General features: G+C 67.8%; 7 protein-coding genes. 4 read left to right on the top strand and 3 right to left on the bottom strand.

The features are described from left to right. Window positions 1-184: 184 nt before the first annotated feature. Both AC0IYU_RS23605 and AC0IYU_RS23600 read right to left on the bottom strand, forming a co-directional pair. A complete protein-coding gene (locus AC0IYU_RS23605) occupies window positions 185-970 on the bottom strand; it encodes an ABC transporter ATP-binding protein (RefSeq protein ID WP_435437556.1) in 786 nt (261 codons plus the stop codon). Beyond that, window positions 967-2,922, bottom strand: a complete 1,956-nt coding sequence (locus AC0IYU_RS23600) for an AMP-dependent synthetase/ligase (protein WP_472121688.1) — start codon at window positions 2,920-2,922, stop codon at window positions 967-969. The genes AC0IYU_RS23605 and AC0IYU_RS23600 overlap by 4 nt, the downstream gene beginning before the upstream one ends. A gap of 84 nt (window positions 2,923-3,006) precedes the next feature. On the opposite strand from AC0IYU_RS23600, the gene AC0IYU_RS23595 reads away from it, so the two are divergent. The 4 genes from AC0IYU_RS23595 to AC0IYU_RS23580 all read left to right on the top strand — a co-directional run bounded on the left by AC0IYU_RS23595 (window position 3,007) and on the right by AC0IYU_RS23580 (window position 5,381). Beyond that, window positions 3,007-3,795: a Crp/Fnr family transcriptional regulator gene (locus AC0IYU_RS23595; protein WP_472121685.1), complete on the top strand. Its 789-nt coding sequence runs from the start codon at window positions 3,007-3,009 to the stop codon at window positions 3,793-3,795. Continuing rightward, window positions 3,792-4,265: a hypothetical protein gene (locus AC0IYU_RS23590; protein WP_435487494.1), complete on the top strand. Its 474-nt coding sequence runs from the start codon at window positions 3,792-3,794 to the stop codon at window positions 4,263-4,265. The genes AC0IYU_RS23595 and AC0IYU_RS23590 overlap by 4 nt, the downstream gene beginning before the upstream one ends. A gap of 62 nt (window positions 4,266-4,327) precedes the next feature. Further along, a complete protein-coding gene (locus AC0IYU_RS23585; RefSeq protein WP_472121683.1) occupies window positions 4,328-5,095 on the top strand; it encodes an SDR family NAD(P)-dependent oxidoreductase in 768 nt (255 codons plus the stop codon). Window positions 5,096-5,123: 28 nt separating this feature from the next. After that, entirely contained in the window at window positions 5,124-5,381 is a 258-nt protein-coding gene (locus AC0IYU_RS23580; protein ID WP_472121680.1) for a hypothetical protein, read from the top strand. Between the two features lie 140 nt (window positions 5,382-5,521). On the opposite strand, the gene AC0IYU_RS23575 is transcribed toward AC0IYU_RS23580, so the two are convergent. Further along, entirely contained in the window at window positions 5,522-6,550 is a 1,029-nt protein-coding gene (locus AC0IYU_RS23575) for an MBL fold metallo-hydrolase (protein ID WP_472121678.1), read from the bottom strand. Window positions 6,551-6,568: the final 18 nt, after the last annotated feature.

Genomic DNA, 6,568 nt, shown 5'->3' with positions numbered 1-6,568 from the left:
CGGCGACCACCGAGATCTACACGTGTGGCGCTTCGTCGGCAGCGTCAGATGTGTATAAGAGACAGGGTGGGGGCAGGCGGCGGTCGATGAGGCGCAGCTGCTTTGCGAGGGCCGTCGTGCCCCCATCCCAGCCTTCCCCCACAGGGGGAAGGAGCAATGCTTCATGGCGACGATTGGCATGGCGTCAGTGCTCCACACCCAGGTACGCCCGAATCACGTCTTCGTTGTTGCGCACTTCATCGGGCGTGCCGTCCCCGATCTTCTTGCCGTAGTCCAGCACCACCACGCGGTCGGAGATGTCCATCACCACGCCCATGTCGTGCTCGATCAGCACGATGGTCGCGCCGAACTCGTCGTTCACGTCCAGGATGAAGCGGCTCATGTCCTGCTTCTCCTCCACGTTCATGCCGGCCATCGGCTCGTCGAGCAAGAGCACCTGCGGCTCCATGGCCAGCGCGCGGCCCAGGTCGACGCGCTTCTGCAGGCCGTAGGGCAGGCGGCCCACCGGCGTCTTGCGGTGCGCCTGGATCTCCAGGAAGTCGATGATGTGCTCGACGAACTCGCGGTGCGCGAGCTCCTCGCGTTCGGCCGGGCCCCAGCGAAAGGCCTGCGCCAGCAGCCCGCTCTTCATCTTCAGGTTGCGCCCCGTCATGATGTTGTCGAGCACGCTCATGCCCTTGAACAGCGCCAGGTTCTGGAAGGTGCGCGCCACGCCCATCTCGGCCACCTGGCGCGAGTTCATGTGCTTGAAGGTCTGGCCGCGGAAGGTGATGGAGCCCTGCTGCGGCCAGTACACGCCGTTGATGCAGTTCAGCATCGAGCTCTTGCCCGCGCCGTTCGGCCCGATGATGGCGCGCACCTCGTGCTCGCGCACGTCGAAGCTGATGTCGGTCAGCGCCTTCACGCCGCCGAAGCTCAGCGAAATGTTCTGCACGTCGAGGATGACCTCGCCGGTCTTGCGAGTGCTCATGCCGCGGCCTTCACGATGGGAAACGTCTTCGCTTCGACGATCTTGAGCGTGGCATTCACCACCCCGGTACGTCCGTCCTCGAACTTCACCTGGGTCTCGATGTACTGCTCGGTCCTGCCGCCATAGAGCGCCTCGAGCAGCACCGCGTATTTCTCGGCGATGAAGCCGCGGCGCACCTTGCGCGTGCGGGTGAGCTCGTCGTCGTCGGGGTCCAGCTCCTTGTGCAGCACCAGGAAGCGCGCGATCTGCGTCTCGCCCATGCCGTCCTCGCCCGCCAGGTCGGCGTTGACCTTGCCGATGCACTCGGCGATGAGCGCCAGCACGTCGGGCTTGCCCGCCAGGTCGACGTAGCCGCCGTACGACAGGCCGCGCCGTTCGGCCCAGTTGCCCACGGCCTCGAAGTCGATGTTGATGGCCGCGCACACCTCGTCGCGCGCGTTGCCGAAGCACACGGCTTCCTTGATCTGCGGAAAGAACTTGAGCTTGTTCTCGATGTAGTTGGGCGCGAAGATCGCGCCGCCCACGAGCTTGCCCACGTCCTTGGCGCGGTCGATGATGCGCAGGTGGCCTTCGCTGTCGAGCACGCCCGCGTCGCCGGTGTGGAAGTAGCCGTTGGCATCGAGCACCTCGGCGGTGGCGTCGGGACGTTTGTAGTACTCCTTGAGCACCGACACGCCGCGCACCAGCACCTCGCCGTCTTCGGCGATCTTCAGTTCGATGCCCGGCGCCGCGGTGCCCACGGTCTGCAGCTTGACCTTGCCGTCCTGCTGCAGGCACACGTAGGCGCAGGTCTCGGTCTGGCCGTAGAACTGCTTGAGGTTCACGCCGATGGAGCGGTAGAAGCGGAACAGGTCGGGCCCGATGGCCGCGCCGGCCGTGTACGCCACGCGGATGCGGCTCATGCCCAGCACGTTGCGCAGCGGGCCGTACACCAGCAGGTTGCCCAGGCCGTACATCAGCCGGTCGCCCGTGCTGACCGGCGCGCCGTTGAGGATGTCCGCGCCCACGCGTTGCGCGAGCGCCATGAACTTCGCATAGAGCCAGCGCTTCGGGCGCGCCGCGTCTTCCATGCGGATCGACACGGCGGTGAGCAAACCTTCGAAGGTGCGCGGCGGGCCGAAGTAGTAGCTCGGGCCGATCTCGCGCATGTCGTTCATCACCGTCTCGGCCGACTCGGGGCAGTTCAGCGTGAAGCCGCCCACCAGCCACTGCGCCACCGAGAACAGGTGGTCGCCCACCCACGCCATCGGCAGGTAGCTCATGATGTTGTCGCCGGGGCCGAGCCGGTCGGTCTCCACGCCGCCGCGGCCCGCCGCGATGAAGCTCGCATGCGTCTGGCACACGCCCTTGGGGCGGCCGGTGGTGCCCGAGGTGTAGAGGATCACGCCCACGTCCGTCGCTTCGCCGGCCGCCACCGCGCGGTCGTAGTAGCCCAGGTTGGCCTTGTCGAACTCGCGGCCCAGCGCGCGCAGCTGCTCGTAGCTCATGAGCCCGGGCTGGTCGTAGTGGCGCAGGCCCTTGGGGTCGTCGTAGATGATGTGGCGGATCGCGGGGTAGCGCTCCTTCTGGATCTCGCGGCACTCCAGCAGCTTGTCGACCTGCTCCTGGTCCTCGACGAAGACGAACTCGATGCCCGCGTCTTCCAGCATGAACACCATCTCGCTGGCCACCGCGTCCTGGTACAGCGGCACCGGCACGCCGCGCAGGCTTTGCGCGGCGACCACCGCCATGTACAGGTGCGGGCGGTTGGCGCCCACGATGGCCAGGTGGTCGTTGACCTTGAAGCCGAGGCTCGCGAGACCGCAAGCCATTTCGCGCACCTCCTGCGCCACGGCGTTCCAGGTCCAGGTTTGCCAGATGCCGAGGTCCTTCTCGCGCACGGCGGGCGACTCGGGGCGGGCTTCGGCATGCGCGAGCAGCAGACGGGGGAAGGTGGGGGCGGTTGTTTGCACAGTGGGCGGATCGTAGGTCTCACTTTGACGCCCGGGTGTCGTTCCAACGACAATCCTAGGGACACTACTCCCCGGAGTTTCCCGATGCCTCAAGGCAGTCCTTCCCATGGCGGTTCTCACAGCGTGCTCGGCGGTTCGATCAAGGACCGCGTGCGCCCCGCCAACGCCGCCGAGCTCGGCGGCATCCCCTGGCTGCTCACGCTCACGCCCACCGAGCGCCGCCGCGCCGAGGCCGCGCTCGTGGTGGGCGAGGCCGAGCCCGGCGACCTGGTGTGCCGCGTCGGCCGCTCGCCCACCTACTGGTTCGGCGTGGTCGAAGGCCTGCTCAAGATGAGCAACGACAACGCCGACGGCGGCTCGGTCACCTACACCGGCGTGCCGCCCGGCGGCTGGTTCGGCGAAGGCACGGTGATGAAGCGCGAGCCCTACCGATACAACATCCAGGCGCTGCGCCGCAGCGTGGTGGCGGGGCTGCCGATCGAGAGCTTCCACTGGCTGCTGGACCACTCCATCGGCTTCAACCGCTTCGTGATGAACCAGCTCAACGAGCGGCTGGGCCAGTTCATCGCTGCGCTGGAGATCGACCGGCTCAACAACCCCGACGCGCGCGTGGCGCGCAACCTGGTGTCGCTGTTCAACCCGGTGCTGTACCCGGGCGTGGGCGAAGTCTTGCGCATCACGCAGCAGGAGCTGGCCTACCTGGTCGGCCTGTCGCGCCAGCGCGTGAACGAGGCGCTCAACGGCCTTTCCGCGCAGGGGTTGATCCGCGTGGAGTACGGTGGCCTGCGCGTGCTCGACCTGCCGGGCCTGCGCGTGAGCGCGATGTCGAACAAGAAGAACAGCCAACCCTCCGCGGAAACGGAAACCTCATGACGCTCAAAGACCAGATCCAGATCGTGCCCGCGAACGCGGAGGCCGCGTTCATTCCCCCGCCGGAGCCATCGAAGAAGCCCAAGGCCGAAGAGGCCGGGCCGACGCTCGAAGAGGCCCTCGCGCGCAATGAGCAACTGGCCGAAAGGCTCGAGGAACTGGACGCGGTGCTTGCCAAGCCGCTCAGCGAGATCCTGGCCGACCGCGAGAAGTCCGAAGAGGCCGCGCTCGCCTGGGACCGCTTCGGCGCCATGTGGATGCTGTCGCAGCGCGCCATGCGCCGCGTGGCGCTCGACCTGGCGGCGCAGCTCGGCGTGAGCGAGGAAGAGGTCGTGGCGCGCGCCATGACGAACGCCAACGCGGTGCTCAACGGCGCGGACGAAATCGACCTGGGCGGCACCGTCGCGCCCGCGCAGCTGCAGCACATCGCCAGGCATCGCGCCTTCCTGCGCAAGCAATTCAGGACCGGTTGAGCCGCGAGGCTTTTCGTTACCCCTTAACCTCCCGCCTTCTTTCCAGAAAGACTTTCTTCCAGATGACCGCTTCTTCCCACCTCACCCTCATCACCGGCGCCTCGCGCGGCCTGGGCCAGGCCATGGCCGAACAGCTGCTGCAGGCCGGCCACACGGTGCTGGGCATTTCGCGCAAGCAAAGCCCCGCGCTGGCCGAGGCGGCCAAGGCCGCGGGCGCCGAGCTCACGCAATGGGAGCAGGACCTGTCCGACCCGGTCGCCGCCGCGGCGCGCCTGTCGGCCTGGCTGCAGACCGTCGATGCGCAGCGCTTCGACAGCGTCACGCTCATCAACAACGCGGGCACAGTCGGCAACCCCGCGCCGCTGTCGGGCGCCGTGGCCGCCGAGCTGTCGCTGGCCCTGCGCATCGGCCTCGAAGCGCCGATGCTGCTGACCGCCGCCTTCCTGGGCGCCACGCGCGAATGGCGCGGCGCGCGCAAGGTGCTGAACATCTCCTCGGGCCTGGGCCGCAACGCCATGGGCAGCCAGGCGCCGTACTGCGGTTCCAAGGCCGGCATGGACCACTTCTCGCGCGCCGTGGCGCTCGAGGAAGCCCATGCGCCGAACGGCGCGCGCATCGTCTCGCTGGCGCCCGGCGTGATCGACACCGACATGCAGGTACAGCTGCGCGGCGCCACGGCCGAGAAATTCCCGGACCGCACGCGCTTCGAGAAGATGAAGAACGAAGGCTTGCTCGACAGCCCGGCCACGGCCGCGGCCAAGGTGCTGAAGTACCTGGCGCGCGCGGACTTCGGAGCGAACCCCGTGGCCGACGTGCGCGACCCGGCCTGAGCCTCAAAAGAAGAAACGGCAGCACACCATGGCCACCGCCAAGTCGATCGACACCAACGACTACAAGCTCTTTCCGTCGCCGCGCAACGTGCACCGCGTCATCTTCGAACACCAGGTCTTCGTGCCGTACCCGTACGCGCTGATCGTGCTGGACGAGTTCTACTTCAAGGGGCGCAGCAGCCTGTTCTCGGCCTGCCGCATGAGCGACGGGAAGATGGGGCAGGTGGTGACCTTCGAGCTGGCGTCGGACGTCGACGTCTTCAACACGAAGTTCGTGCCGGACTGAGCGGGGAGATTGCTCCCTCCCCCTCTGGGGGGAGGGCAGGGGTTGGGGCAAGCGGCGTATCAATGGCGGTCGGCCTGTCGATTGCCGTCAGCCCCCATCCCGACCTTCCCCCAAAGGGGGAAGGAGCAAGACGGGAAGCCTCACTGCATCGTGAACCGATCGCGCTGCGCCTGCGCGCATTCCCCCATCACGTTCAACGCCCGCGCCACCGTCGGCGTGCCGAGCACGAACGGATTCGCCGCCCCTGCCGGCTGCTGCCGCAGCGCCGCCAGCTTGGCCTGCGAACTGTCGATGGCCGAGTGGTTGGACACCAGCACGTCGATCTTCTGTGCCGCGACCACCGTGGACATGCGCCGCGTGGCGTCGATGTAGCTGTCCAGGCGCGGCACGTTCTTGCCGAAGTTGAAGGACGTGCCGCCCCAGAGCAGGACGCGGTGCTTCTGCCCGCCGGAAGTCACGTCGAACACCGGCGAGAGGGTGCCCATGGTGTGGCCGGGCGTGAGGTAGAGCGTGACCGTGGTGTCGCCCAGCGTGACGCGGTCGCCGTCCTTCGCCGAAATGTCGTTGGCGCCGCGCTTGGGCGGCGCGCCCCAGATCGGCGTGGCGAACTCGAGCCTGGTCTCGGTCATTTGCCAGTCGGTGTCGCTCATCACCACCCGGGCGCCGTACTTCTTGGCGAGGTAGGGCGCGCCGCCGTAGTGGTCGCCATGGCCGTGGGTGATCACCACGTACTTGATCTGCGCCGGGTCCAGGCCCAGCTTGCGCATGCCGCCTTCGATGAGCGCGGCAGCCTCCACCTGGTTGTTCAGCGCATCGATGAGGATGATGCCGTCCGAGGTCTTGATCGCCCAGGCGCTGACCCAGTCGGCCCCCACGAAGTAGAGGTTGTCGAAGGCCTTGCCGGGCGGCGGTGCCGGCTGGTTGATGAGGGCGGTGAGGCCCCTGTCGAGTTCGGCCTGCGGCGGCTGCGCGGCGGGCGCGGGCTTGCACAGCGTGAGCAGGGGGCCGAGGTCGGTGCCCGCCGCTTGGGTGGCCGCCGCGACGTGGGCGGCGATGCTGGCGTTGGAAGGCGGCTGAAGAGGGGGTTGGGCAGGCGTCTGCGCACAGCCCTGCACGAAGGCGACAGCCGCTGCCAGGGCGGCTGTCTTCAGCAAAATCGAATGAACCATGGGTGTCTCCATGCCGTC

The sequence above is a fragment of the Variovorax sp. AC103 genome (genome assembly GCF_979254005.1).
This window is presented reverse-complemented; position numbering and strand designations above follow the sequence as displayed.

Coding starts and splice junctions, on each gene's coding strand:
- AC0IYU_RS23605 (WP_435437556.1), bottom strand. CDS start 970: ATGAGCACTCGCAAGACCGGCGAGGTCATCCTCGACGTGCAGAACATT.
- AC0IYU_RS23595 (WP_472121685.1), top strand. CDS start 3,007: ATGCCTCAAGGCAGTCCTTCCCATGGCGGTTCTCACAGCGTGCTCGGC.
- AC0IYU_RS23590 (WP_435487494.1), top strand. CDS start 3,792: ATGACGCTCAAAGACCAGATCCAGATCGTGCCCGCGAACGCGGAGGCC.
- AC0IYU_RS23585 (WP_472121683.1), top strand. CDS start 4,328: ATGACCGCTTCTTCCCACCTCACCCTCATCACCGGCGCCTCGCGCGGC.
- AC0IYU_RS23580 (WP_472121680.1), top strand. CDS start 5,124: ATGGCCACCGCCAAGTCGATCGACACCAACGACTACAAGCTCTTTCCG.
- AC0IYU_RS23575 (WP_472121678.1), bottom strand. CDS start 6,550: ATGGTTCATTCGATTTTGCTGAAGACAGCCGCCCTGGCAGCGGCTGTC.